Genomic DNA, 25,193 nt, shown 5'->3' on the forward strand with positions numbered 1-25,193 from the left:
GCATTGACGCCTGGCAGACAGCGCTGAGCGACCAGCAATTGGATCTCAGGCACCGACTCGCAGTGGGAAATCACCAGCGATGCCAGCCTGACGCGCAACGCCAGCAGCTCGAGCGCGCGATGCCCTCACCGCCCCCGGGACACGCCGTGAATCCGTCCATGGAGGCTCCTTGGCGGCATCCATGCCGCCAAGGGTCCCGGACGCGGTGAGGGCACCGCGCCATCCGTCTTGGTCGCTGACTGATGCAGCAGCAACGCCAATGCGCCGTACGTCACTGCACATCTGCATTGCAAGCAGAGTGCTGCCCGCCGCATGCATCACGCGCGGCAGGCAGCCGTCGTGCCAACTAGAACTTCAGGTCCGCGCGCACGTACCAGAAGCGGCCGCCGGGGATGTCATAGGTGGACGCGTCATAGCCGTTGAGTGAGCACGACAGGCAGATCGGTGGATCCTTGTCGAACACGTTGTTCAAGCCGGCGGTCAGTTGCAGGCCCTTCAACCAGTCGAAGCGGTAGCCCACCTGTGCATCGTGGTAGGTGATGGCATCCAGTTGATTGGTGCCCTCGGCCGGCGTCGAGCACACCGCAAATTCCACTGCGTCGCCGCACTGTTCGGTGAGCTTGGAAATGTGGCGCGCGGTCCACGATGCGGTCCAGTTGCCTAGCGACCAGTCCAGCACCGCATTGCTGGTCCACTCGGGAATCGCACTATCCACCACTTCGATGCCCGGCCCCTGCGGCTGCCGCTGCCCGGCGGCGCCCAGCGCCTCGTAACGGCCCACAAAGGTGTTCTGCCAGGACAGCTTGAAGCGGCCCAACGCACTTTCCGGCAAGGTCCAGAACAGGTCCACGTCCCAGCCATCGGTCTTGATCGAGCCCAGGTTGGTCAGGCGGTTGTTGAAGGCATTGATGCCGCCGGTGGACGCGCGGCCGATGCCGTCGCAGTACAGCGCGTCCAGCGTATCCACGCACAGATCGAGCTGGGTCTGCGCGTTGATCGCCTGGATCGCGCCATCCACATGGTGACGGTAGAAGGTCACTTCGAGATCAAGCCGGTCGGACCAACTTGCGTTGCTGCCAAAGCCCGGGCTGAACACGAAGCCGGCGCTGAAGCTACGCGAGCGCTCCGGCTCCAGCTGCTCGTTGCCGCCGGTGGTCACCGAAATCTGCTGGTTGGCCTGCTGGTAGTTCACCGGCACCCCCAGCGTTGCGCAGTTGGCGGCGCTGCCACGCGGCGCGGTCCCGCCAAGGCCGATGGAACACGGGTCGGACAACTGCAGATCCGCACGCGCCGCCGAACCGAACAACTCGCCGATGGTCGGCGCGCGGAAGCCTTCCGCATAACTGGTGCGCAGTACGAACTCGTCGCTCACCTGCCAACGCAGGCCGTACTTGGGCGTGAACTCGCCGCCGAACGTGGAGTAATCCGAATACCGGCCCGCAATGTTCAGATCGAGTTTGTCGCCCAACGTGGAGTTGGCAAAGATCGGGATGTTGAGTTCGAGATAGGCCTCATTGACGTCGTAGCTGCCGGAGGTAGGCAACGATGGCACACCGTTGTAGCGGCCGGCCACGGTGAGCGGGTCCGGCTGATACGAGCCTTCGTATTTGCGGTACTCGTAGCCGGTGGCAAAGCTCACCGCACCGCCGGGCAACTGGAACAGCTCGCTGCTCAGGTTGGCGGTGAACAGGCTCAGTTCGTTCTGGCTGCGATCGCGCACCACGGGCTGGATCCAGCGCAACATCTCCGGCGTGATGCTGCCGGCGCCGCTGAAGATATCCAGTGGCACGCAGCCGGCCACCGCCGCGCAGGCGGCCGGGTCGCCGAGCCCCAGGTTGATGTTGAACAGGTTGTAGCTGCCGTAGTTGGTCTGCTCGGCCTTGTTCTTGCTGTACATGCCGTTGACGTCCCAGAACCAGGTCCGCGACGCGCCTTCGAAGGTGCCGACCAGGCCAGTGCCGAAATACTGCGTGTCCACCTGTTGCTCATACCGCCGCGGGCCGCCTTCCACCGGGCGCCGCCCGATCTGGATCAGGTTGGTGGCCGAGTTCAGATCGAAGCCGAACGGATTGAACGGATTCAAGCCGGAAATCACGATGTTGTCGGCCAGCGGATTGCCGGTGCCGGCATCGGGGCCGAGGAAGATCGGCTCGGGCGCGGCCTGGTTGGTGGACTCGCGCCGGTTGCCCAACGCCTTGACGTACCACTGCACGTCGTCGTTGAAGTAATAGCGGAACTGCGCGAACACGCCCTTGCGCTCGGACGGCGTCAGCAGCAGGTTCTGCTCGGCGAAGTTGTAGCGGTCGGCGGTGCCGAAGCAGTGGTAATCATCGCTGCGCGTGCAGCCACCGCTGCCGTCGTATTGCGGCGTGCCCACGCCCGCGTTGGGGGTGAGGTTCTGGCGCACGCCGGTGTTCGGGTCGACGAACTGGAACCGCCCATCGGGCGTGGCCGAACTGGCAAAGGTCAGCCCGGTGCCGGGAATGGGGAAGCGTGCCTGCGCACGGTCGCGCGCATAGATCGGATCCTGCTTGACGTAGCTGGCGCCCAGAAACAGGCTGAAATCCTCGCCACTGGTGCCCCAGGCCAGGTCCATGCCCTGGTTGGTGCCATCGCCCTTGCCGTACTGCCCGTAATTGAGCGTGACCTGCGCGCCGTCGAACGTGCGCCGCGTGATGATGTTGACCACACCGGCGATCGCATCCGAGCCGTACAGCGACGAGGCGCCGTCTTCGAGCACTTCGATGCGCTCCACGATCGCCAGCGGAATGGTGTTGAGGTCCGTCGACGAGCCTACGCCGGAGGCGGAGGATTCATTGACCCAGCGGATACCATCCACCAGCACCAGCACGCGCTTGGAACCGAGATGGCGTAAGTCCACCTGCGCCGAGCCGGCACCCACGCCGCTGCCGTCGGGCGGAAAACCGAAATTGCCGGACGAATTGAACTTGGCATTGAGCGCCGAGCCGGAGGCAGTGAGCTCCTGCAACACCTCGCCGATCGAGGTGAGCCCGGTGCGCTCGATATCGGCGCGGTTGAGCGTCTGGATCGGCACCTGGCCCTGCAATTCGGCCGTCTTGATGCGGGTGCCGGTGACTTGCACGCTGTCGAGCGTGCGCGTACTCGGGGCGGGTTCGGGCTGCTGCGCCCAGGCCAGCGAAGGGATCAGACACAACGACAACTGCACGGCCAGGCACGACCGACGGGAGCCACTCAGACGCTTCATCCTTTCTCTCTCCAGAAGGATTTCAGGAAATGTCCCCGCACGCCCCCGTGCCCTGCGGTCCATGCCGACTTTTAAACGAAACCTTAACGCACCGCAACCTGGCAACGCAGCACTGCCTCCGTCATCGCATCGGCACGCTTGCTTCGCGCGCCCTACTGAGCGAGTGCCATCCCCGCCTACGCAGCGCGCGACAGGCGCACATGCGCGGCGCCACCGCGCCACATTCACTCAAGTGCTCAGCCACGCTTCGGTATAGTCGCGCGATGACTTATTCCCCACGTTTCGCCGCTGTTTTCGCCGGCCTGCTTTGCCTTGGCAGCACTGCGCTGCATGCCCAATCGCTCGATCCGCAATTGACCGCCATGCGCGATGCCATCGCCGCCGCCGAGCGTGGCCAGGCCGACGCCGGACAGCTCACTGCCCTACGCCGGCATCCGCTGTACGGCTGGCTGGAATACGCCGCGCTCAAGCGCAACATCGACAGCGTCTCCACCGCGCAGGCGCAGGGCTTTCTGCAGCGGTATGCGGGCCAGCCGGTGGCTGAGAGCTTCCGCGGCGCCTGGTTGCCGGCCGTGGCGCGGCGTCAGGACTGGACCACGCTGCTGGCCAACTGGAAGCCCACCGACAACCTGGGCCTGCGCTGTGCGCAGCTGAGCGCACGCCAGGCCACCGGCAAGGCGGATGCGCAGTGGAGCCGCGATGCCTTGACGCTGTGGCGTACCGGTAAGGGCCTGCCCGATGCCTGCGACGCGGTGGTTGCCGGGCTGGAGTCGCGCGGCGAGCTCACCCCCGCCTTGCGCTGGGAGCGCGTGGAAGCCGCTGCCGACGCGCAGCAGCCTGCGGTGATGCGCACGGCCGCACGCGGGCTGCCGGCGGCCGATCTGGCCCTGGCCACCGACTACGCGGCATTCCTGGACAAGGTGCATCCGCGTGCGGCGAGCTGGCCCAGGACCGAGCGCAGCCGCAACATCGCCGTGGACGGCCTGGCCAAGCTGGCCAAGAGCGACCCGGACGCGGCCGAACAACAACTGCCTGCACTGGCCGCCGCGTTGGGCTTCAGCGACGCGCAGCGTGGGCAGGTGCTGTACCAGATTGCGTTGTGGACCGTGGCCTCGTATCTGCCCGATTCGGCGCGCCGCCTCAATGCGGTGCCCGATGCGTCCTACGACGAACGCCTGCACGAATGGCGCGCGCGCGAGGCGATGTCGCGTGGCGATTGGCCTGCGGCACTGGCCGCCATCCGCAAGATGCCGGCTACCCAGCGCAGTGATTCGCGCTGGCAGTATTTCGAAGCACGGCTGGCCGAAAAGACCGGCGCCGCCGCCGCGGCACAGCCGCTGTATCGTGCGGCTGCGCAGTCGCCCACCTTCCACGGCTTCCTGGCTGCCGATCGCCTGCAGCAGCCCTACCGGTTGTGCCCGTGGGAGCCCAAGGATAGCCCGCAGGCCAAGGCCGCGGTGGCACGTGACCCGGCATTGGTGCGCGCCATCGCGCTGTTCCAGATCGACCGCCCCGGCTGGGCCGTGGCCGAATGGAACGATGCCGCCAGCCGCTTCGACGACACCCAACGCCGCCTCGCCGTGGAGGTCGCCAGCGACAACGGGTGGTTCGACCGCGCGGTGTTCGCACTCGGCAAGCAGCCCGACGAACAGCGCCTGTACGCGCTGCGCTTTCCGCTGCACCACGACGACAGCATCCGCCGAGAAGCAGCCAAGAATGCGATCGATCCGGCATGGGTGGCCGCGGAGATTCGCGCAGAAAGCATCTTCAACCCACGCGCGCGCTCGCCAGCCAATGCAATGGGCCTGATGCAGGTGTTGCCGGGCACCGGCGCGGCGGTGGCCAAGGGTATTGCCCTGCCCAACTACGGCGGCGCCGCCAGCCTGTACGAGCCAGACACCAACATCGCGATCGGCACGGCTTACCTGCGCCAGCTGCTCAACACCTACGGCCTGCCCTACGTCACCATCGCCGCCTACAACGCCGGCCCCGGCCCGACCGGGCGCTGGCAGGCCCAGCGGCCCGGCTTTGATCCGGATTTCTGGATCGAGACCATCAGCTACAAGGAAACACGCGAGTACGTTGCGCGCGTGTTGGCCTTCAGCGTGATCTACGACTGGCGCCTCAACGGCGATGCATTGCCGCTGAGCGACCGGTTGATGGGCAGGCTGGTGGACAAGCGCACGCGCCCGGTGTGTTCGCCGGGCCCGGCGGCCAACGCCGCACAGGACTGACGCGGCCCGCGCACTGCCGCGCGCGCTTGCCGTGCGTGGCAGTGCGCGGGGCATCGGGCATCATGTGCGCATGAAGATCTATCTTGTGGGCGGCGCAGTCCGCGATGCCTTGCTCGGCCAGCCAGCCGGCGACCGCGACTGGGTGGTGGTCGGCGCCAACCAGGCGCAGATGCAGGCGCTGGGCTACAAGCCGGTGGGCAAGGATTTCCCCGTGTTCCTGCACCCGCGCAGTGGCGAGGAATACGCGCTCGCACGCACCGAGCGCAAATCCGGGCGTGGCTACCGTGGCTTTGTCGTGGACGCCGACCCGTCGGTGACGCTGGAAGAAGACCTGCTGCGCCGGGACTTCACCATCAATGCGATTGCACGCGACGAAGCCAGCGGCGAGGTGTTCGACCCGTATGGCGGCGTACGCGATCTGCAGCAACGCGTGTTGCGGCATGTGGGCCCGGCCTTTGTGGAAGACCCGGTGCGCGTGCTGCGTGCGGCGCGCTTCATGGCACGGTTGGCGCCGCTGGGGTTTAGCATTGCGTCGGAAACCGCCGCGCTGATGCGCGAGATGGCCGACAGCGGCGAACTGGACAGCCTGGTGCCCGAACGCGTGTGGCAGGAGCTGCGCCGCGTGTTGGCCAGTGCGCAGCCTTCCGCGTTCCTGCGCACCTTGCACGACACCGGCGCGCTGCGCGCCATCCTGCCCGAGCTCGATGCGCTGTACGGCGTGCCGCAGCGTGCCGAGTTCCATCCGGAAGTGGATACCGGCGTGCACCAGGAGATGGTCAGCGACATGGCTGCGCGGCTTGCGCCCGGCGATGCGCTGGTGGGATTTGCAGCGCTCACCCATGACCTGGGCAAGGCGCTGACCCCGCCGGAGCAATGGCCGCGCCATGTGATGCACGAACAGCGCGGCGTGGCCCCGTTGCAGGCGCTGTGCGAGCGGCTGAAAGTGCCGCAGGACTATCGCCAGCTTGCGGTCACCGCCTGCCGCGAACATCTCAACGTGCATCGCTTGCCCGAACTGCGCGACCGCACCGTGCATGAGCTGCTAGTGCGCTGCGACGGCTTCCGTCGGCCGGAGCGCATCGCCCAACTGGCGCTGGTCTGTGAAGCGGACAAGCGCGGCCGGCTGGGCAGCGAAGAAGCCGCATACCCGCAAGGGCTGGAACTGCAGCGTGTGCACGCCGCGGCGCTGGCGATCAATGCGCGTGATCTTGCGGCAGAAGGCTTGCAGGGCCCGCAGATTGGCGAGGCATTGGCCAGTGCGCGTATCGCTGCCATTGCACAGGCGCGCAGCTTGCGTCAGTAAGCGCGGGATCGACGCGCGGTGTGGGCGCCGCGCGGCCACACGGCAGGCCAAGCCCTATCGGTAACACTCACCTGGCGAACGCCCGCATGCAGCCGGCGTTCGCCAGGTGGTAAAGCTACAGCTTGAAGTTGAGGCTCAGCATGAAGGAGCGGCCGTTCTTGTACAGGTAGTACGGCTGGTTCTTGTTGCCGATGTAGCTGAAGTAGGTTTCGTCCAGCAGGTTGGTGGCTTCCAACGCCACACGCAGCCGCTCGGTGGCCTGATAGCCCACCGACGCATCCACCTGGGTAAACGCATCGGTCATCTGCTGCCCGTTGAGCCGCCCGATCTGGGTGAAGTATTCCGAACGCCAGCCCAGGTTGACGCGCGCACTCCACTTGCCCTGCTCGTAGTACGGGCTGATGTTGTAGGCATTGCGCGAGTTGTACGGCAGGCTGTAGTCGCCATCGGTGTTGGAATCGGAATAGGTGTAGTTGGCCACCACGCCGAAGCCGTTGCCGAAGTTGTGCTGCAGATTGACCGCCACCCCGCGCACCTTGGCATCGCCGGCATTGGTCGGCACCGAGGTCTGGTAGGTGCTGGAGCCGCCGGTGGCGTTGTTGAAGAACACCCGGTCCTGCACGGTGGTGAGGATGTAGTCGGAGATGTCGCGCGAGAAGAATTCGCCGCTGAGCACGCTGCTGTCGGTGAAGTACCACTCCAGCGATGCGCCCAGGTTGGTCGACTCGTACGGGCTCAAGCCAGGGTTGCCGGTGGAGGCGGTCAGCGTGGTGTCGTCGGTCGCCACGTACGGGGTCATGTTGGTGTAGCGCGGCCGCGCGATGACCTTGGAGGCGGCAAAGCGCATGATCAGATCGTCGCGCAGGTCGTAGGCGATGTTGAACGCCGGCAGCCACTTGCCATAACTGCTCAGGAAATTCACCGGCGTATAGCCACCGCCCGGTGCGTAGCTATAGCCATCGGTGGAGTCGCGCGTATGCACATAGCGCACACCGATGTTGCCGAGATAACGCTCGCCGGAAAAGTTACCCTGCAGGAACCAGGCGCGGTTCTGCTCTTCGATGCTGTAGTTGCCCGCATAGCTGATCGGCAAGCCTTCATCGCCTTCGAGCCCGCCGATGTACTGGCTGATGGCGCCACTGTTGATCGTCGACCAGCGCTGCATGTCGGCACTGGTCGATAGCCCGTCCAGATAGCCGGAGGGCGTGGTGCCCGGCGAGAACGCGGCCAGCGTGCTGCCATCGTTCGGGTTCCAGGTGCGGCTGTACGAGGACTGCCCGGTGGCGTGATTGGTGAGCTTGATGCCGGTGAGAATCTGCGTAAACGGGCCCCACTCCACCGCATGGTCGAAGTCCAGCTGCAGGTAGCGTTCCTTGTCGTACTGCGGGCTATGGCTGGCCGAGGCATTGTTGAGTTGCATCGCTGCCGCGTTGGTGGGGTCGGTGCTGTAGTCCATCGCGGTGCGGCGCCCGTCGATGTTGTAGCTATAGCCGGCCAGGTTGCGGAACTGGATGCCGTAGATGCGTTCGGCGCCGCCTTGCGAGCTGGTGTAGCCCACCTGGCTGGAGGCATTCCAGCCATCGCCATGCCAGTCGGCGCGCAGATGGATGCTGCCGGTACTGACCTCGCTGTTGCGCAGGTAGCCGTCGAGATAGGTGTTGGATTGGTCGCCGAAGGTGCCGGAGGTGGCAATGCCGTTTTCGAACCCCAGCGCTTGCGCATCGCCAGGGGTGGAGCCCCAGTAGCCGTAGCGGCTCTGGTTGTAGTTGTCGAAGCTTTCCTTGACGTACAGGCCGGTCAGGTTGAGCTCGAAGTCTGCATCCGGCTTCCACTGCAGTGCGGCGCTGACGCCATCGCGCTTACGCGTCTGCTGAAACAAGGCCGTGTTGATCGAGGTGGGAAACACCCCGGTGTTGTTGCCGACTACGGCAGCGGGAAAGCCGGCGCCTGCCACATCGTCATAGCCGAAGATCTCCACACCGTCGCGGCGCAGCACGCGTTGCGAATGCATCACCGAGGTGAGCACGCCGAGCGTTTCATCCTGGTTTTTCCAGCTGTACAACGCGGAGGCGTTGGGCTTGCCTTCTTCGGAACGATCGTTGTACCCGTAGCTCACGGTGCCGGTGAGCGTGTTGCGCTCCAGCTCCAGCGGCTTGCGCGTGTGCACGATCACGGTGCCGCCGATCGAGCCTTCATCGATGCGTGCCTCAGGAGTCTTGTAGACCTCCATCAGGCCCACCACCTCCGGTGCCAGCGTGCTGTAGTTGAACGAGCGGCTGTCCGGGTCGTTGGGGTCGCCACCCCAGCTGGTGGAGGCAATGGTCTGGCCATTGAGCAACACGCGGTTGAGTGCCGGATCGGTACCGAGGATGCTGACTTTTTCGCCTTCGCCGAACTGGCGGTCCACGGTGATGCCGGATAGCCGCGACAGCGACTCGGCGACGTTGGTGTCGGGGAATTTGCCGATGTCTTCGGCGCTGATCGCATCGACGATGGCATCGGCATTGCGCTTGACGTTGAGCGCCTTGCCGAGACTGGCCTGATAGCCCACCACCTTGATTTCATCCAAGGTGGAGACCGATGGATTGGTTTGCGCGGGTGCCTGTTGCTGGGCGGGTGCAGGCTGTTCCTGTGCGAATGCGGGAAGTGCCGCAGTGCTGGCAAAAGCCGCGCCACCCAACAGCAAACCACGGACCGCTGCGCTCAGTGGCGAACGACGCGGTGCACGCGCATGACACAGGACATGACCGGACAACTCGAACACACGGGGATACACCATTGCGTGGACCTCTAGGCTGATACGTCGCAACCGGTGAGTTGCGCAAGAACGCGCGATGCGCGTGCCATGTTCGCAATCCGTCCCCTGTGCCGGATGCGAGCAGCGTCCCGCACTGCCTCGTGGCGTACGGGTCAAGGCGCCAGACCGATGCATGATCGGCGGCAACGTCTGCATGAATTCGGAGCGTGCTCCTGTTCGCTGACAACGTTATCAGCGAAGGTGCCTCCCGCAAGCCGCGCTGTCAACTCAACGACACAAACAGCCTGATTTATGTGTAATTCGTCGAATTCAACGCAGATAACGGAATGACGACGTGATCACCATCGCGTTCTTTTTGGTGTGCAGGCAGACCACTGCGCATGGAACCCTGATGCCATAAGGCTGCGCACGCAGATGTTGCGATGCAAGTGTTTGCACGCTTTGATACGGCGCGTACTCGTACGCAACGCTCTCACCAGAAAGCGCTCGACTTCTGCTGCAGAAGTGCTGCAAGTCCATGCGGCTGCGGCAACTCGCCGCGCAGCATGGAGCCACGCACCGGCACGCACGCTTACTCGCGCTGCCCGGCCACCCAGGTCGCCAACACCTGCACATCCGCATCCACCAGCACCAGGTCGGCCTGGTAACCCGGTGCGATGCGGCCCAGGCGCTCGCCCAGGCCGATGCACTGCGCCGGATAAGTGGACGCCATGCGCGCGGCTTCGGCCAGATCCACGCCCAGCCACTGCACGCTGTTGCGCACCGCGGTGGCCATGTCCAGCGCGGAGCCGGCGAGCGCACCGGCGGCGTTGCGTACCACGCCGTCGATGGCGGTGATGGTTTCGCCGTACAGATCGAAGCTGGGGCTGTCGGCGCCGACCATCGGCATGGCGTCGGTGACCAGCAGCAGCTTGCCGCGCGGCTTGGCCGCCAGCGCCACGCGCAGGCTGGCCGGATGCACATGCACGCCGTCCACGATCACGCCGCACCACACCGCGGGATCTTCCAGCGCGGCGCCCACGGCATTGGGCTCGCGCCCAGCCAGTGGCGACATCGCGTTGTACAGATGGGTGAAGCCGCTGACACCGGCGGCAATGCCGTCGCGCGCCTGCTCGTAGGTAGCGGCGGTATGGCCGGCAAACACAACTGCACCACCGGCGACAAAGGCGCGGATGTCGTCCAGCGGCACGCGCTCGGGCGCGAGCGTGATCAGGGTGACGCCGTTGTCCAGCGAGGTGTCCACCGCGATCTCTTGCGCGTCGGGCACGCGGAACTTCTGTGCGTCGTGAGTGCCCTTGCGCGCCGGGCTCAGGTACGGGCCTTCCAGGTGGATCCCGAGCACGCCTGGCACGCCCTCTGCGATCGCCTGACGCGTGGCGGCGATGGCCTCGGCCATCACCTCGGCGGTGTCGCTGATCAGCGTGGGCAACATGCCGGTGGTGCCGTAGCGGCGATGCGCTGCGGCGATCGTCGCCAGGGCCTGCGGCGTGCAGGCGTTGTTGAACAACACCCCGCCGCCGCCGTTGACCTGGATGTCGATGAAGCCGGGCAGCAGGGTGGCGCCACCCAGATCCACGCGCGTGCCGGCCTGCGCCACGCGCGCATCGTCGGCCGCGACAACGGCCTGGATCTGCGCGCCGTCCAGCAGCACGGCCAGGCCGTCCTGCAGGCCGTCATCGGTGAGCACGCGTGCATTGCAGAGCGCTTGAATCGGGGAAGCATCCATGTTCAAACCGTTTCCGTGACCTTGTTCAAATGCGGCGGCAGATCGGGGTTATGCCCGCGCTGCAGGGCCAGTGCGTTGATGGCGCGGTAGAAGCTCTGCACGGTGAGCAACGGTGCGCACGCCGGGTGCGCGGCATCGGCCAGCGGCAGGTCGCCATCGGGCGCGGCCAGCCACACCTGCGCGCCACGTGCACGAAATTCTTCCGCCAGGGCGCGCGTGCCTGCGCCGGTTTCATCCGGCTGCGCGAACACCAGCACCGGGAAGCCCGGGCCCACCAAGGCCATCGGGCCATGCTTGACCTCGGCCGAGCTGTAGGCCTCGGCGTGCAGGCCGCAGGTTTCCTTGAACTTCAGCGCGGCTTCCTGCGCCGCGCCCAGGCCCAGGCCACGGCCGAGCACAAACAGGTTGTGCGCCGGCTTCAAGCCGCTGGTGAGTGCGGACCAATCGGCCTGCCAGGCGCTGCGCAGCTGCTGCGGCAGCTGCTGCACGGCGGCGAGCAGCCCGGGGTCGTTCTTCCACACCGCGCCCAGGTGCAGCACCGCGGCGAGCGAGGCGAGATAGCTCTTGGTCGCGGCCACGCTCTTTTCCGGGCCGGCACCGAGCGGAATCACCACCTCGGCCAACTGCGCCAGCGGCGAATCTTCCACGTTGACCAGCGCCACCACGCGCGCACCAGCGGCCTTGGCGGCTTCGGCATTGCGCAGCAGGTCCGGGCTCTTGCCCGATTGCGAAATCACGATGTACAGCGCGCCGCGCAACTGCAGCGGCGCCACATAGACCGAGCCCACCGAGGGCGAAGCCGATGCGGTGACGATGCCGAGCTGGGTTTCGAACAGGTACTTGGCGTAGGTGGCGGCGTGATCGGAACTGCCGCGCGCGCAGGTCACCACGAACGGTGGCGGGTTGTCGCGCAGCGACTGCGCCAATGTGGCGATGGTGTCGGCATTACGCGCGAACTGTGCAGCGACCACGTCGGCGGTTTCGGCCGCCTCGCGGAACATCAAGGTGTCAGTTTCCTGGGGGAGATTCATCGGAGCTCAGGCGGATTCGGGGGAGGGGGACTTGGCGGCCGGCGGTTGCGCCGGTGCGGTGGAGCCGCGCACCACCAACTGCGGCACGAAGCCGCGGTTCTGCAGTTGCGCGGGCTGGTCGTCGTAGGCGTCGCTGCGCAACTGGCTGATCAGCAGGCGTGCCGCGTGCCGCGCGATGTCTTCGGTGGCCTGCTTGGCAGTGGTCAGCGCCGGCCACGACTGCCGTGAGAACGGGCTGTCTTCGAATCCAGCGATCGACAACTGGTACGGCACGTTCATGCCGGTGGACTTGGCCGCGGCGAGCACGCCGGCGGCGATCTCGTCATTGCTACCGAAGATGGCCGTGGGCGGCTCGCGCAGCGACAACAGCCGGCGCGCACCACGAAACCCATCGTCGAAGGTGTAGTCGCCCGGAATCACCAGGTGCTTGTCCAGGCTGATGCCGTAATCCTTCAACGCAGCTTCATAACCGGCGTAGCGCTCGCCGCTGGAGCGGTGCTGCGGGCCGCCCCATAAAAAGCCGATGCGCTGGTGCCCAAGCTGGATCAGATGCTCGGTGATTTCATAGGCGGCATCGCGGTCGTCGATGTACACGCACGGCCCATCGCCCGGGTCGGTGGTGGAGGCGATGATGCGCACGCTCTTGATGCCGCGCGCGGCCAGGCCGGCCAGCAATTCGGGGCGCTCGGACATCGGCGCGGTCAGCACCACGCCGGCCAGGCGCGAGCGCTGCACCCATTCGGCCAGTTCTTCGGCCAGCAGCGGCGAAGTGGAATCGCAGGGATGGATCTGCAACCCGAACCCGGTTTCGCGGCAGGCGGCCAACACGCCGTTCTGGATGCCGATGATGTGGTACGGGTTGGGGTTGTCGTAGACCAGGCCGATCACGAACGGCGTGCCGCTGCGCAGGTTGCGCGCGGACGGATCGGGTTCGTAATCGAGATCGGCGATGGCACGCAGCACGCGCGCACGCGTGGCCTGCATCACTGACGGTTCGTTGTTGATCACGCGCGACACGGTCTTCAAGGAGACCTTGGCGCGCTCGGCGACATCTTTGATGGTGGGCCTGCGCATACTCGTGCCTTGTTCGTCTGAACGCATCATGCCGCGTCACTCATTTCGGTTGAGCCGGCAGCCCCACACGGTGGCCGCGCAGCGAATAGAACAGGATGTACAGGTAGCACGGCACCATCAGTGCGGCGAACACCACCTGGAAGTCGTAATGCTGTTTGAGAATGGCGAACAGCTGCGGAATGATCGCGCCGCCGGCAATGCCCATCACCAGCAACGCCGAACCGATCTCGGTAAACCGGCCCAGGCCGCGGATGGCCAGCGGAAAGATCGCCGGCCACATCATGGCGTTGGCGAAACCGAGCGCGGCCACAAACCCCACCGACACGTAGCCATGGGTAAGCAAGGCGCCCAGCGAGAACAGCACGCCCAGCAGCGCAGACACGCTCAGGTAGCGCGCCTGCGAAATCACCCGCGGAATCAGCACCAGGCCGGCGATATAGCCCAGCAACATTGCGCCCAGCGTGTAGGAGGTAAACAGCTTGGTGCTGTCCAGCGGCAAATTGAAGCCGTGTCCGTAAGTGCCGATGGCATCGCCGGCCATCACTTCCACACCGACGTACACAAACAGGCACAACACACCCAGCCACAGATGCGGGAACTGGAAGATGCTGGACTTCTGCGCCGCGCCACCGCTGCCCGGCGTGGCATTGGCTTCGGAGGCTTTGAGTTCGGGCAGCGGCGAGAACAAAACGCCCACCGCCAGCACCAGCAGCACGCCGGACATCACCAGATACGGTGCATGGATCTTGGCGGCAAACGCATTGAGCAGTTGCTGCTTGGTCGCCCCATCGGCCGCGGCCACCTGAGTGGAGAGATCGCCGATGCCGTGCAGCACCAGCGAGCCGATCAGGATCGGCGCCAGGATGCCGGCAATCTTGTTGCAGATGCCCATCAGCGCGATGCGCCGCGCCGCACTTTCGATCGGCCCCAGAATGCTGATGTATGGGTTGATCGCGGTCTGCAACAGCGCCAGGCCGCTACCGATCACGAACAGGCCGGCCAGTGCGCCCGGATACCAGCGTTGCGTAGCGAATTGCCCGAATGCTGCCGCGCCCAGCGCCATCACCACCAGGCTCAGCGCCAGGCCTTTTTTCATGCCGGTGCGCTTGAGGATCCACGACGAGGGCAGCGCCAGGAAAAAGTACGACAGGTAGAACACCATCAGCACCAGGAACGCATTGACCTCGTTGAGATCGAACGCCAGCCGCACGAAGGTGATCAGCGGCCCGTTGATCCAGGTGAAAAAGCCGATGATGAAAAACAGCACGCCGACGATGGCGATCGAGACAACGGGATTTGCGGGCCTGGCGGTAGTCATGGATCGGCTGGCTCTAGGTTGTCGTGCGGGGGAATGCCGTCGGCGTCAGCGGCGCAGTTCGGCGACGAAGTCGTAGAAGTCGTTGTGGCAATAGGTGTCGGTGAGTTCGATCGCGCTGCCGTCGCGGGTGTAGCCCACGCGCACCACATGCAGGATCGCCTCGCCGGTCTTCATACGCAGATGTTCGGCCAGCCGTGCCGGCAGATTGATCGCGCGGAAGTACTGCAGCGCACGCACCACCGGGGTGCCTTGCGCATCGAGAAAGGTGTAGAGCGAATCGCCCACCTGCTCCGGGTCGGCGACCACGCGCTGCGGCAACACGGCGTGCTCGTAGGCCATGACGCGGTCATCGGCGCTGCGCAAGCGGGTGAGCGAGGCGACCGCCGCATCCGGCGACAACCCCAGGCGCAGGATTTCCTCGCCATGCGCGGGCCGCAGGCGCCGTTCCAGCCACTTGGTGCCGGGCTCGTAGCCTTTGATGCGCAGCGTCTCGCTGAAACTGGTCAAGCCGCTGAGCTGGTGCTGGATGTGCGAGGTAACAAAGGTGCCGGCGCCCTGGCGGCGCGAGACCAGGCCCTGCTCGACCAGCGCATCCACCGCCTGGCGCAAGGTGACCCGCGAAATCTGCAGCCGCTCGCACAGCTGGCGCTCGGCGGGCAGCGCTTCGCCGGCCTTCCAGTGACCACCGCGGATCTGCTCGTCCAGCCTGCTCGCCAACTGCAAGTACAGTGGCGTCGGCGCGGAGGCGTCCAACGCCAGCGCATCCATCCTGGGGTCGGCGTCCGTCCTGGCATCGGTTTTCGGTTTGGCCATTGCCTGTCCTCTGGACCGACTTGGATTCATTAGGTCCAATATAGTACCAATTTGCCCGGAGCGCATCAGTGCAGTGAATTGCGGAGCGATACGTGTGCCGGTGGGGCGCTGCGGCACCGCGAGGGATCGAACCGCAGCGGACCACCGCATAGCCGCGCATGAACTTGCACGCTGCCGCCACGGTGCCTCATCACGTAGGGCGCAAAGCCATCACAAGCGCAGATACCACCGCCGCCGGTCCATCCACCAGCCCACGCCCCAGCACAGCAGGGTGTAGCTCAGCGCGCACAAGAGAGACCCAAGCGGCCCGGGCGCGATGGCCTGGAACACGCGGATGCCGGCCCAGGCGTACAGGTCCAGACCAGAATGACCGGCCGGCAGCAGCCGCAATATGACCACAAACAACTCGGAGAACAGGTAGATCGCCAGCGGGTTGCGCCCCAGCACGGTGAAAAAGCCGCTACCGCCGACCCAGCCGCGCGGCTCCAGCAGATAGACCAGCACGCTCAGCGCCAGCAGATCCAGCCCCACGGTGCAGGCGACGAACGACCCGCTCCAGAGCTTCTTCGACATCGGCCAGGCGGGGTGCCAGAGCAGCGCCAGCAGCACCAGCCCCACGCCGGCCAGCAGCAACGCGCGCGTGGCGGCGCCCGTCTTGCCGCGCCGCTGCAGGAAACGCCCAGCCAGATAGCCGGCCAGTACGTTGACCGTGGCCGATAACGTACCGAGCAGGCCCTCCGGGTCGAAGCCGCCATCCTTGCGATACAGGTGTGCGCGCCCGAACAGCCATAGATCCAGCCGCGTGCCGGCGTTGCCGACTTTGCCCAACTCCGCGCCGGGCTGGCCGAAGACATACAACGCTGCCCAGTAGCCCAGCAGCAGCGCCACGCAGGCCGGCGCGATGCCGCGCGGTGGCACGTAGCGCACCAACAATGCCGCCAGCAGATAGCACAGGCCGATCCGCTGCAGCACGCCAGGCAGGCGGATCTGATCGATCGCAGTGAACGCCCATCCGCCTCCAGGCTGCAGATGGAAGAACGGGAACCAGTACATCAGCACGCCGCACAGAACGATCAGCGCGGCGCGCTTGCTCACACGGCCGAGGAACTGCCGATGCGGCGTATCGGTGGCCAATGCAAAACTCATCGCGCTGCCGACGGCGAACAGGAACGAAGGAAACACCAGGTCGGCGAGCGTGAAGCCAAACCAGGCCGCGTGCGTCAGCTGCGCATATGCCTGCGCGCCTGGCCCGGCGGTGTTGACCAGAATCATCAGGAAAATGGTCAGGCCGCGAAAGACGTCCAGCGATAGAAAACGCGCGCGCTTCGGCGTGGTGGCGATGGGCGCGGCAGCATGGGTCTGCCCGCTCATCGGCCTGCCTCGCCGATCCACAACGGCGCGCCAGGTGCGCACGCGACGCCGGTGAATTGCGGCGTTGCATCGGCTCGATCACCATCCTCCACGGTCACGATAGGCGCTCCGGGGCCGATCATCGAACGGTGCCTTCGGCCGCGCCATGCGTGGTGACCTGAACCGCGCCCTGCACGTCGCTGCGTACGCCCTGTTGCGCGTCCACCTGCGCCAGCAAGCGGCCCAGCAGCTTCAGCGGATCGCGTGGCGGTTGGCGCTTCGGCACCGTGCCCTGCTCGGCCCAGTCGCGCTCCCACGCGACAAGCTGCGCGTTGACCGCCGCTGCATCGAACGGCGTGCCGGCCTCGCGTGCAGCACGGTACGCGCCGAGAAAGCGCGTCCAGCGCTGCAGATAGAAATCCGCGTACATGCCTTGCCATGCCTTGGACGCGTAATCGGCAAGATTGCCGTCGCCGCCCCAGACGCTGACCTGCGCACGCGCATTGCCGATATAGGCGCGACGCAATCCGGCATCCTCGCCAGCGGCAGCGGCGGCCTGGCCGGTCCAGTCGGCCAGGGTTTCGTGTTGACCACCGACCAGTGCATCCAGTCCCTGCACCAGTTGCGTGGTGCGCGCCAGCAGCGCATCGCCGTGTGCGAAGTCGCCGGTGTCGTACGCCTGCACAACCGCCTGCAATTGGCGGTCGGCTTGCAGGCTGAGGTAATGCCGCGCGTCTTCGATCAGGTCGTAGCGGTACAGCGGTGCATCGGCATAACGGCCGGCTTGCAGCAGCAAGGCATCGATGGCACGGCGCAGGCGTTGCGGATCCCCGGGGCGGTCGTCGAAGCCCGCGATGTCGGCCGTTGGCCGCTTGAACAGCAGGTAGGCACCGGCACGCTTGTTCCACCAGCGCGGCGACCAGTAGCGGGTCTGATAGATCCCCGCTTCCAGATCCGACCAGGCTTGCAGCAAGGCCGCATCACTGCGGCCGTAGCGCGCACGCATGTACTGCGCAAGCCATTGCGACCAGGACTGCTGCCGCCCTTCCCAAGCCAGCGCGTAGAGATATTCATAGACCACCGAGTTGCTGTGCAGGCCCTCCGGGAATACCCCAAAACCGCGCAGATTGCGCTTGTCCGGATCGGCCAGCAACGCCTGCAGATCCTGCCGATAAAACGCAAAGTCGCCGTACAACGGATTGCTGGCGCCGTAGTTGTGCACGTAGCCGTAGATCCACTGCTTGTTGTCGAAGGCCTGGGAGGCCTTCCAGGTACCGGGATAGCGATCATTGCCAATGTCCAGCACCATCAACCGCGCGTCCGGCACCTTTCCGAGAAACGCGGCAATCGCCTGCGGTTGCCAGAAGTCGCGGTCGGCCCCGAATAGCCAGCCCTGCATCACCCAGGTGGCCTGCGGGTTGACCTGCGCGATGGAGCGGTACAACGCCTGCCCATACTCGGCCAGGCGTGCATCGCGTTGCGCTGGCGGCACCGCTTTGGCGCGTGCGGCATCGGAGTTGGCGGTGCTGTCGCCGTACTTGGCGGCGGCCACGTCGCTGCCATCGTCGGCTACTGGCGGCAACATCTCGTTGAAGGCATCGGCCAGATAGAATTCGCCTGCGCCATAGGTCTGCGTGTACAGCTCCAGGAAGCGGCGTGCGACTTTAGCGAACAGCGGATCGCGCGGATCCAGCCAATAGGTTTCGTGAAACCCCTCCCAGGCGCGCATCCGGTAGATGCGCGCCTTCGGATGCGCCTGTGCGAACGCCTTGGGCACATAGCCGGCAAACGCCGGCAGCACCGGGTGCATGCCCAGTTCGCGCATGCGGGTGAGGATCTGCCCCTGCAGCACGCGTTTACTGTCGATCCATTGCTGCGGCAACGGCGCACGATAGCCTTCGATATTGCCCATGCGCTGCCACGGGGTGAATGCCGGACCGGAGAAATACTCCGCCAGCGCAGCATCGTCTACATCGAACTCGCGCCACAGCGCCTGCCAGATGGCTTCCTGCCCTTCCATCGCCAACGGCATGTCGATGCCGTGCAGCGCCATCCAGTCGATCTCGCGCTGCCAGCGCGGCCAGTCCCAGAACGGTGTGGTGTACCCGTAGGTGCAGGTGTTGAGATAGGCGCGATGGGCAAACGGCGTGCGCACCTGGCCGCTGGTGTAGGCAGGCCATTGCGCCGGCAGTGCAACGCGGTCGCCCTCCCAACTCATCGAGGCCGCACCAGCCTGGCCGAGATACGCGTAGGCGCCACGCGCCAAAGCCACCTGCGAGGAACCGGCAATGCGCACCGTGTCGCCACCGGCGTCGATGCGATACCAGTCTGCACCGTCTCCGCGCGGTGCCAGGGTCATTTCGAACTGTGCGGCGCGCGCGCCGATCAGGCGCTGCAGCACCGCCTGTGCAGGCGGTGCGGCCAGCACGGTGACGGGAATGGCGAGCAACGCGCTCAGCACTGTGCCGGCGAACAGGCGCGCAAGCGACGACAAGGAAAATGGTGTGGCAATCATGGCGAGTTCCGATAATGCACGGTGACAACGTCGTGGAATCCAAACGGTTGATCGGCAGCGACCTGCAGGATCACCGCCAGCGTGCGTGCGCCGCTTGCCGGCCCGAGTGCCAATTGGATCGGCATGCCGGCCGCTGCCTGCGCGACTGCGCGACCATCCAGAAACACCTGCGCCGGCCCGCTGAGCCGGCCCAGATCGAGCATGCCGCCGTGGGCCTGCACGCCTTGCCAGGGCGTGAACTGGGTGCGGTACAACACATAGCCAGCGCGTTCGGGTGCCGTTTCCAAGGTGCCGGGCAGCGTGTTGCTCCAGCTGTTGTTGTCATTGGGACGACGCGACAGATCCGGTGCCGGCGGCTGCGCAAACGCGGCGGTATGGCGCCAGCTTTCGACCACCATCACTGGTGCGGTCACTGCCACAGTCGCTGGTAGCGGCACCGCCGTGCAGGTGATCTCGGCCACCGCTTGTTGCAGTCCTGATGCACGCGCCTGCAGGCGCAGTACGCCCGCGCCACGGCCGGCCTGCACGATGGCCTGCGCCAGCCCGTTGAACAAGGCCACCTGCGTGGCCTGATCGGGTGCATGCGCATTCGGGTCGCCATTGCCCACGCCCAGCAGACGTCCGCCACTGATGTGCAGTGTCAGCGTTGCATCGCAATCGGGCACGTGGCGGCCTTGCGCATCCACCGCTTCCAAGGTCACCGGCTGCGCGTCGCGGCCATCGCCGCGCAGCTGTGTGCGGTCAGGCGTCAATCGCAGCGCGACCGCTGCGCCGGTAGTCGCCACGCGCGTACGCGCCACCTCGTGGCCATCGCGCCAAGCCACCGCTTCAACGACGCCCGGCACGTACTCCACCTGCCATTGATTCATCTGCGCGCGATCCACTGCCTGTCTGCCAAGCGAGCGGCCGTTGAGCCACAGTTCCACCTGCGCGGCATTGCAGAACGCCATCACCTTGATCGGCTGGCCTTCGCGGCCCGGCCAGTTCCAGTGCGGAAGCAGGTGCAGCACCGGCGCATCATCGATCCACAACGCGCGGCGCAGCCAGTAGGCACCTTTGGGAAATCCGCACTGGTCCATGATGCCGAAGAACGAGCCCACCGACGGCCACTCGAACGGCGTGGGTTCGCCGCGATAATCGAAACCGGTCCATACGAAACCGCCGGCAACGAACGGCCGCTCGGCAATCAGCTGCCAGGCGCGGCGATGGGTATTGCCCCAGTCGGCGGCTAGGCTGTCGTCTTCGGCCACCACGTGCGCGCCCAGGTCGGTGAACCATGCCCCGCGGGTCTGAAAGGCGCTGGTGTCCTCGCTGGACAACATCGCCGTGCGCGGGCGCGCGGCATGCACACGGTCGTAGTTGTATTGGCGATAGTTGAAGCCGAGCACATCCACCACATCGGCCGCGCCACGCGTGGCGAACATGCCATCGTTCATGCCGGCGGTGATCGGGCGGGTGTCGTCGAGCGCGCGCACGGCGCTGGCGGCGCGCGCCATGATCGCGTAGCCGGTGGCGGTGCCCTGCAGCGGCTCTTCGTTGAGTAGCGACCACGCAAACACGCTAGGATGGTTGCGCTGGCGCCGCACCATGTTGCGCAGCAGCGCCACGTAATCGGGCGCAGGATTGAACAAGCGGTTCTCCGCCATCACCAGCATGCCGAGCCGGTCGCAGGCCTGCAGCAGTTCCGGCGCCACTGCATGATGTAGACGGATGGCATTGCAGCCCATCGATTTCAGGCGCCGCAGTCGAAATGCGTGCAAGGCATCGGGTAGCGCCACGCCAACGCCGGCATGGTCCTGGTGCAGGCAAACGCCCTTGATCTTGAGTGCGCGTCCATTGAGAAAGAAGCCGTGGTCGGCATCGAACCGCAAGCTGCGAAAGCCGATGTCGCATTCGGCACGATCTCTGCGGCCGTCTGCGCCGCGCACGCTGGCCTGCACGTGATACAGCACCGGCGTGTCTACACTCCAGCGCTGCGGCTGCGGCACCGACAGGTTGATCGCGGCCTGCGCGTTACCGAATGCAGCGACGCGCACTTGCGTCGCGCCGTGCGCCACCACCACACCGCCTGCGTCACGCATCGCGACGTCCACCCACGCATCGGCAGGCTGTTCGCTGCTGTTGACCAGGTCCAGCTGGACCGGCACCTGCCAGACGTCGCCCGGCCCCTCGCGCGGCACCGCCGCCAGGCCATCGCCAGCGATATGCAAGGGTGTACGCACCACCAGCCACGTGTGCCGATAGATGCCGCCACCTTCGTACCACCAACCGTCCATCGCTTCGGCATCGACACGGATGGCGATGCTGTTGACGGCATTGCCGTAGCGCGCGACCGGCGTGAGGTCGATGACCAGCCCGTTGTAGCCGCTCCAACTGCGTGCCATCAGCATGCCGTTGACCCACACGGTGGCATGGCTGGCGATGCCATCCAGACGCAATTCCACCGCCTGGCCGCGCGCGGACTCTTCCAGCCGCAGTGTGCGCCGATACCAGGCAATCCCGCGCGGGCGATAGCCCTGCGCGATATTGGCGTTGGCGCGCACCGCTTGTTCCACCACAAAATCGTGCGGCAGTTGCAGCTGCCGCCAGCCGGTGTCGTCGAAGTCCGGGGCCGCCGCGCCCCAGGCACGCCCGGCCTTGGCGTTGTCGTAGGTCTCATCTTGCGCAAGCAGGCGCGGAAACGGGAGATCGCCGGCATGGAAACGCCAGCCTTCGTCCAGATCCAGACATTGGCCACTGCCATCTTCAACCGATGGCGGCGGCGTGGGACGCGGCGTTCCGGTAACACCGGTGCGCGCAGTTGCGGCGCCCGCCATGCCTGGAGTCAGCGCCGGCACACCGAGCAATGAGGAGGCGCAGACGCTGCTGGCGAGAAAGTCACGTCTGCGCATGGCAGCGCCCGATCGACAGCGTTGCATACGTGCGCTCCAACAGGCGCAGAGCCGCAACTCCCGCAGCGCCTTTAAACTGCGCTTCCACAACATCGACAGCAGGGCATTCACTGTGTGCCGCAGCGCGCAGCCATGCGCCCTGGCGCCGCGCCGAATCTCCCGCCATCAGAGCATGTCCCACTGCATCGACAGGTAGTAGCTGCGGCCGGTGACGCCAGTCATCTGCCAGCGGCTGGCGATGTCCTTGTACGCCTTTTCGGTGCGGTTGGTGAGGTTCAAACCACCTAGCTGGAAGCTCAGCTTGTCATTGACCTGATAGCCAAGCACTGCATCCAGCTGGGTGCGCGCCTTCATGGTGTGGCCTTCGCGAGCGAAGAAGCTGTCGCTACTGTCCTGTTCGTACTCGCTGCGGTGGTTGAGTGAAATACGCGCCGAATAATGCTTGCTCTCCCAGTATGCGGTGGCGTTCCAGGTCTGTTCGGACAGGTTGCGGATCTGGAACGCGGTGCCGCGCTGCGGAATCACCCGGGTGAAATTGGTGGTCACGCCGAAGCCGTCGATCGGCAGCCAGGCATCCAGCGATTGCGTCCAGCCCAGTTCGTAACCGCGGATCTTGACCTTGCTCGGATCGTTGGTGGTGGCGGTGATCTCGTAAATGTCGCCTCCACTGTCCACACAATCGCCGGCCGCATTGCTGGACAGCGCAGTGCCGTTGAAGGTCGTCGGGCAGACGATGCTGTTGAACGTGCCGTTCTTGATGTTCTTCCAGAACCCGGCCACGGTCAGCGCACCGCCGTTACCGTAGTACCACTCCAGGCTCAGGTCGGCCTGGTCGGCGGTCAGTGCCTTCAGATCGGTCTGCCCCTGGGCGACGATATACGTGGTGGTGCCGCCGGTATTGGTGCCCGCGGAGATGGTCGAGGCGATGGCGGTATTGCTGTCCAGAATTGGCCGCACCAGCACTTTGGCCGCGGCAAACCGCAGCAGCAGGTCCTCGCGCATGTCCAGCACCAGATTCATGCTGGGCAACCAGTTGGAATAGTCATACGGCGCACGCGCGGTGCCGATCACCAGGTTGGCGTCGTCGCTGGCCTCCTGCGTCTGGGTCAGGTAGGTGTCGGTGGTGCGCTTGGTGTTCTCGTAGCGCATGCCGACATTGCCGCGCAGGCGCATGCTGCCGAGATCGGTATCGATGCGCGCCATCACATACGCAGACGTAATATCGTTTTCGATGCTGTAACTGCTTTGCGGCGCGAACAAGATCGGCACGGTGATGCCGGCGGCCGCCAGCGAACGCGCATAGGCGCCGATGTCCGGAGTGACCCAGCTGTCCTGCGAGGCAAGCTGCCCGTCAAGGAAATTGCTCACTGTGCTATTGGCGGCCGACAGTTCCGGGAACATGTCGAACCCCGACACGGCACCGGTCCTGATCAGATACAGAAAATCGCGCCGGCGCACGTCGCGCTCGAACGTTTCGCGGCGGTATTTGGCACCGAAGCGCACCGCATTCAACGCGCCCATCTCCAGATACCGTTCGGCATCCAGTTGCAGCGACCATTCCTTGTTGCTGAGCGACTGGATGGAGCCATTGGGATACTCGCTACGCACCAGATTGGCCTTGTCCCAGGCGCTGGCATCGTTGGCGTCGGCATCGGTGGTCAGCGAGATCGCGTCGGGATTGGAGGTATCCAACAGCGTCGCCGAGGGAATACGCCCCAAAATTGCGGCGCGTTCGTTCTCGTCGGTCTTGCCCTGGGTGTAGTTGGCCGCGCCACTGAGCGTCCAGGCATCGCCCTTCCATTTGAAGTCGTAGGTGAGCAATTGCGTCGACAGATCGTGTTGTTCAATCTGGCGATTGTTTTCCAGCCAATAGTCCGATGCCGACACCTGGGTGGCGGTCAGCCCGTTGGTTTGCAGCACCGTCAGCGGATTACGCTCGAATGAATACACCAGCTGATTCATGTCGTTGGCGGTCTTGTCCTGCGAATACAGCGCCGTGAGGTTCATTTCCACACTGTCGTTGGGCTTCCACTGCAGGCCGCCGTTGAACATCTTGCGCGTGGTTTCACGTTCGATCGAGCGATAGCGCGGGCGGCGCGGGATATACAACGTCCCGGCATCGGTTTCCTGCGTGTACCACCGGTCGATCCACAGATAATCGGCGCGGTCCTTGAGCTTCTGATAGCCGGCACTGAGGAACACGCCCACATCGCCGCCGCCGACCTTGAACTGGTCGATATAGGTCAGCACGCCCTTGGGCGTGGGCGCGCCACCGGCGAATTCGGCGTATTGGGTCTTGGCCGAGAACAGCAGCTTGGTCTGTTGATAGTCCAGCGGTTTGGTGGTGTTGATGTTGACCGTGCCGGACAAGCCGCCGGCGTCCATGTCGGCCGAGGGCGACTTAATCACCTCGATCCCGGCAGCCACTTCCGGCTGGATGATGTCGTAGCGGAAACCATCGGTGAAATCGGCGCTCTTGATCACCTGGCCGTTGATGGTGGTGGCCGAGTACTGCGGCCCCAGGCCGCGCACGCTGATGGTGGAGCCACGCCCGTTGATGGTGGAGATCTGCACGCCGGGAATGCGCTGGATCGCCTCGGCGATATTTTCAGCGGGAAATTTGCCGATGTCCTGCGCCGAGATGCCATCGGTCATGCGCACGTCGTCGCGCTTGTTGTCCATCGCGGTGATCAGGCTCTTCTGGTACGAGCTGGTGACCTTGACTGTGTCGAGCTGGGAGATGGCCGCAGGATCTGCAGGCGGCGACTCCTGCGCCTGTGCGGCGCCACCGCAGGCCAGCAGCGACAGTGCAATGGCAATGGACAGCGAGGAGGGAGAGCAACGGCGCATGGCGGCACGGGACACGGACGGCATAGGAGTTCCTGGTTGGAATGGCTGGGCGACAACGCGACTGGCATTCCGATTGACCAGCAATCAACAGACCCACGCGGCAG

The 25,193-nt window shown here is 65.4% G+C and carries 13 protein-coding genes; 2 read left to right on the top strand and 11 right to left on the bottom strand.

Annotated features, from left to right (window positions below; translation table 11 throughout):
• Positions 1-346 precede the first annotated feature (346 nt).
• Positions 347-3,226: a TonB-dependent receptor gene (locus tag ACCQ01_RS18590; protein ID WP_115006960.1), complete on the bottom strand. Its 2,880-nt coding sequence runs from the start codon at positions 3,224-3,226 to the stop codon at positions 347-349.
• A 263-nt stretch (positions 3,227-3,489) separates the two neighbouring features.
• Between ACCQ01_RS18590 and ACCQ01_RS18595 the strand changes: the two genes are divergently transcribed.
• Together ACCQ01_RS18595 and ACCQ01_RS18600 are read left to right on the top strand one after the other, a co-directional pair.
• Positions 3,490-5,460 (top strand): transglycosylase SLT domain-containing protein, encoded by a 1,971-nt coding sequence (locus ACCQ01_RS18595; RefSeq protein WP_186829826.1) that lies wholly within the window; start codon positions 3,490-3,492, stop codon positions 5,458-5,460.
• Between the two features lie 70 nt (positions 5,461-5,530).
• A complete protein-coding gene (locus ACCQ01_RS18600) occupies positions 5,531-6,763 on the top strand; it encodes a multifunctional CCA addition/repair protein (RefSeq protein ID WP_115007420.1) in 1,233 nt (410 codons plus the stop codon).
• Positions 6,764-6,878: 115 nt separating this feature from the next.
• Here the strand turns inward: ACCQ01_RS18600 and ACCQ01_RS18605 are convergent, their stop codons facing one another.
• The 10 genes from ACCQ01_RS18605 to ACCQ01_RS18650 form a co-directional block, all read right to left on the bottom strand.
• Positions 6,879-9,542, bottom strand: a complete 2,664-nt coding sequence (locus ACCQ01_RS18605; protein ID WP_228431282.1) for a TonB-dependent receptor — start codon at positions 9,540-9,542, stop codon at positions 6,879-6,881.
• A gap of 550 nt (positions 9,543-10,092) precedes the next feature.
• Positions 10,093-11,247, bottom strand: coding sequence for an N-acetylglucosamine-6-phosphate deacetylase (nagA, locus tag ACCQ01_RS18610; RefSeq protein WP_228431284.1), 1,155 nt, complete (start codon positions 11,245-11,247; stop codon positions 10,093-10,095).
• Between the two features lie 2 nt (positions 11,248-11,249).
• A complete protein-coding gene (locus ACCQ01_RS18615; RefSeq protein WP_115006966.1) occupies positions 11,250-12,278 on the bottom strand; it encodes an SIS domain-containing protein in 1,029 nt (342 codons plus the stop codon).
• A gap of 6 nt (positions 12,279-12,284) precedes the next feature.
• The gene (locus ACCQ01_RS18620; protein ID WP_011038510.1) at positions 12,285-13,352 is read right to left on the bottom strand and encodes a LacI family DNA-binding transcriptional regulator; all 1,068 of its coding nucleotides are present in this window, start codon (positions 13,350-13,352) and stop codon (positions 12,285-12,287) included.
• 40 nt (positions 13,353-13,392) lie between these two features.
• Complete coding sequence (locus ACCQ01_RS18625) at positions 13,393-14,670, bottom strand: sugar MFS transporter (RefSeq protein WP_228431286.1); 1,278 nt, start codon at positions 14,668-14,670, stop codon at positions 13,393-13,395.
• Positions 14,671-14,715: 45 nt separating this feature from the next.
• Positions 14,716-15,438 carry a GntR family transcriptional regulator gene (locus ACCQ01_RS18630; protein WP_228431427.1) on the bottom strand — a complete coding sequence of 241 codons (723 nt, stop codon included), beginning with the start codon at positions 15,436-15,438 and terminating at the stop codon, positions 14,716-14,718.
• 255 nt (positions 15,439-15,693) lie between these two features.
• Positions 15,694-16,854, bottom strand: coding sequence for an acyltransferase family protein (locus ACCQ01_RS18635; protein ID WP_228431288.1), 1,161 nt, complete (start codon positions 16,852-16,854; stop codon positions 15,694-15,696).
• 118 nt (positions 16,855-16,972) lie between these two features.
• Positions 16,973-19,348 (bottom strand): alpha-N-acetylglucosaminidase, encoded by a 2,376-nt coding sequence (locus ACCQ01_RS18640; RefSeq protein ID WP_228431290.1) that lies wholly within the window; start codon positions 19,346-19,348, stop codon positions 16,973-16,975.
• Positions 19,345-22,239 (bottom strand): beta-galactosidase GalA, encoded by a 2,895-nt coding sequence (gene galA / locus ACCQ01_RS18645; protein WP_228431292.1) that lies wholly within the window; start codon positions 22,237-22,239, stop codon positions 19,345-19,347. Before galA ends, ACCQ01_RS18640 begins: the two co-directional genes overlap by 4 nt.
• 165 nt (positions 22,240-22,404) lie before the next feature.
• Positions 22,405-25,113 (bottom strand): TonB-dependent receptor, encoded by a 2,709-nt coding sequence (locus ACCQ01_RS18650; protein WP_228431295.1) that lies wholly within the window; start codon positions 25,111-25,113, stop codon positions 22,405-22,407.
• Between the last annotated feature and the right edge of the window lie 80 nt (positions 25,114-25,193).

Origin of the sequence: Xanthomonas sp. NCPPB 4037 (genome assembly GCF_041475695.2) — a bacterium.
GTDB lineage: Bacteria > Pseudomonadota > Gammaproteobacteria > Xanthomonadales > Xanthomonadaceae > Xanthomonas > Xanthomonas campestris.

Excerpts from the sequence above, each read along its gene's own strand:
- galA (WP_228431292.1), bottom strand. The coding sequence starts at position 22,239 with ATGCGCAGACGTGACTTTCTCGCCAGCAGCGTCTGCGCCTCCTCATTG.
- ACCQ01_RS18640 (WP_228431290.1), bottom strand. The coding sequence starts at position 19,348 with ATGATTGCCACACCATTTTCCTTGTCGTCGCTTGCGCGCCTGTTCGCC.
- ACCQ01_RS18615 (WP_115006966.1), bottom strand. The coding sequence starts at position 12,278 with ATGAATCTCCCCCAGGAAACTGACACCTTGATGTTCCGCGAGGCGGCC.
- ACCQ01_RS18620 (WP_011038510.1), bottom strand. The coding sequence starts at position 13,352 with ATGCGCAGGCCCACCATCAAAGATGTCGCCGAGCGCGCCAAGGTCTCC.
- ACCQ01_RS18605 (WP_228431282.1), bottom strand. The coding sequence starts at position 9,542 with ATGGTGTATCCCCGTGTGTTCGAGTTGTCCGGTCATGTCCTGTGTCAT.
- ACCQ01_RS18630 (WP_228431427.1), bottom strand. The coding sequence starts at position 15,438 with ATGGATGCGCTGGCGTTGGACGCCTCCGCGCCGACGCCACTGTACTTG.
- ACCQ01_RS18650 (WP_228431295.1), bottom strand. The coding sequence starts at position 25,113 with ATGCCGTCCGTGTCCCGTGCCGCCATGCGCCGTTGCTCTCCCTCCTCG.
- ACCQ01_RS18595 (WP_186829826.1), top strand. The coding sequence starts at position 3,490 with ATGACTTATTCCCCACGTTTCGCCGCTGTTTTCGCCGGCCTGCTTTGC.
- nagA (WP_228431284.1), bottom strand. The coding sequence starts at position 11,247 with ATGGATGCTTCCCCGATTCAAGCGCTCTGCAATGCACGCGTGCTCACC.
- ACCQ01_RS18625 (WP_228431286.1), bottom strand. The coding sequence starts at position 14,670 with ATGACTACCGCCAGGCCCGCAAATCCCGTTGTCTCGATCGCCATCGTC.
- ACCQ01_RS18600 (WP_115007420.1), top strand. The coding sequence starts at position 5,531 with ATGAAGATCTATCTTGTGGGCGGCGCAGTCCGCGATGCCTTGCTCGGC.
- ACCQ01_RS18635 (WP_228431288.1), bottom strand. The coding sequence starts at position 16,854 with ATGAGCGGGCAGACCCATGCTGCCGCGCCCATCGCCACCACGCCGAAG.
- ACCQ01_RS18590 (WP_115006960.1), bottom strand. The coding sequence starts at position 3,226 with ATGAAGCGTCTGAGTGGCTCCCGTCGGTCGTGCCTGGCCGTGCAGTTG.